The following is a 2406-nucleotide window of genomic DNA, read 5'->3' on the forward strand; positions in this document are numbered from 1 at the left end:
GTTTAAGGTTTGCAAAAAAATTTTAGTCTAATCTTGCATTCAAGGCTTAAAAGCACAATATCTATATTCAGATAATTGAATAGTGTGAATATAGATATTGTATTAATAGAGTGTACTGCTCCTTTCGAGGATAACTGGCTCAACGGTGAAGACGGTACGTGTTTTTTCTACTAAAAAGGTAGGTATGTCATGGCAGAGCAATTTGCTAAAGCTTGGGAAAGTTTTGTTGCAGGTGAGTGGCAAAACGAAGTTAACGTTCGTGATTTTATTCAAAAGAACTATACGCCGTATGAAGGTGACGAATCTTTCCTAGTTTCTGAAGGTACTGAAGCGACAAACAAGCTTTGGGCTAAAGTAATGGAAGGTATCAAACAGGAAAACGCGACTAAGGCCCCTGTCGATTTCGATACTGACGTTATTTCTACCATCACTGCTCACGATGCAGGCTACATCGAAAAAGATCTTGAAACTATTGTTGGTCTACAAACTGAGAAACCACTTAAGCGCGCTATCATCCCTAACGGTGGTGTGCGTATGGTTGAAGGTTCTTGCAAAGCATACGGTAGAACTCTTGACCCTATGATTTCAAAAATCTACTCAGAATACCGTAAAACTCACAACGCTGGCGTTTTCGATATCTACACTCCTGATATCCTAGCGTGTCGTAAGTCTGGTGTTCTGACGGGCCTTCCTGATGCTTATGGTCGTGGCCGTATCATTGGTGACTACCGTCGCGTAGCACTTTACGGTATTGATTTCCTAATGAAGGATAAGCTTGCTCAATTCACTTCTCTACAAGAGCGTTTTGAGAACGGCGAAGATCTAACGGCAACGATGCAACTTCGTGAAGAAATTGCAGAACAACACCGCGCACTTGGCCAAATGAAAAAAATGGCTGAAAAATACGGTTTTGACATCTCTCGCCCAGCAGAAACTGCACAAGAAGCTATCCAGTGGACTTACTTCGGCTATCTAGCTGCTGTTAAATCACAAAACGGTGCGGCAATGTCGCTAGGTCGTACTTCGACTTTCCTAGATATCTTCATCCAACGTGATCTAGAAGCGGGTAAAATCACTGAAGTACAAGCTCAAGAAATGATCGACCACTTCGTAATGAAGCTGCGTATGGTTCGTTTCCTACGTACTCCTGAATACGATGAACTATTCTCTGGCGACCCAATTTGGGCAACAGAATCAATGGGTGGTATGGGTCTTGACGGTCGTACACTCGTTACGCGTTCTAACTTCCGTTTCCTAAACAGCCTATACACTATGGGTCCTTCTCCAGAGCCAAACATCACTGTACTTTGGTCTGAGCAGCTACCTGATGGCTTTAAACGTTTCTGTGCAAAAGTATCTATCGATACTTCATCTATCCAGTACGAAAACGACGATTTAATGCGTCCAGACATGAACTCTGACGACTATGCTATCGCATGTTGTGTATCGCCAATGGTTGTAGGTAAACAAATGCAGTTCTTCGGAGCGCGTGCAAACCTTGCTAAAACCATGCTTTACACCATCAATGGTGGTATTGATGAGAAGTTGAAAATCCAAGTTGGTCCTAAAATGGACAAGATCGCAGGTGAGTATCTTGACTATGACGAACTATGGGCAAAAATGGACCACTTCATGGATTGGTTGGCGAAGCAATATGTGACCGCACTAAACAGCATTCACTACATGCACGACAAATACAGCTATGAAGCCGCGCTAATGGCACTGCATGATCGTGACGTTAAACGTACGATGGCATGTGGTATTGCTGGCCTGTCTGTTGCTGCTGACTCTCTATCTGCAATCAAATACGCAAAAGTTAAGCCAATTCGTGACGAAGATGGCCTAGCGATCGATTTCGAAATCGAAGGTGATTATCCTAAATTTGGTAACAATGACGCCCGCGTTGATGACATCGCATGCCAACTTGTTTCTACGTTTATGGGCAAAATCCGTAAACTTAAGATGTACCGTGATGCAATTCCAACTCAGTCTATCCTGACTATCACTTCAAACGTGGTATATGGTAAGAAAACAGGTAACACACCTGATGGTCGCCGTGCTGGTATGCCTTTCGCACCGGGTGCAAACCCAATGCATGGCCGTGACGAAAAAGGTGCGGTAGCATCATTGACTTCAGTAGCGAAACTACCGTTTGCTGATGCACAAGATGGTATTTCTTATACTTTCTCTATCGTTCCAAATGCGTTAGGCAAAGAAGAAGCAAGTCAACGTGCAAACCTTGCTGGCCTGATGGATGGTTACTTCCACCATGAAGCAGGCATTGAGGGTGGCCAACACCTAAACGTGAACGTGCTTAATCGCGAAACTTTAGAAGATGCGGTTAAACACCCTGAGAAATACCCTCAGCTAACCATTCGTGTATCTGGCTATGCTGTGCGTTTTAAC

1 protein-coding gene is annotated in these 2406 nt (G+C 43.7%); it reads left to right on the forward strand.

All coding sequences use genetic code 11. The features are described 5' to 3' along the window. Positions 1-189: 189 nt before the first annotated feature. The coding region (gene pflB, locus B9J84_RS14390; protein ID WP_094124428.1) for a formate C-acetyltransferase at positions 190-2406 on the forward strand (2217 nt) is incomplete at its 3' end.

It is taken from the genome of Vibrio sp. V03_P4A6T147, assembly GCF_002241085.1.
Taxonomy (GTDB): domain Bacteria; phylum Pseudomonadota; class Gammaproteobacteria; order Enterobacterales; family Vibrionaceae; genus Vibrio; species Vibrio anguillarum.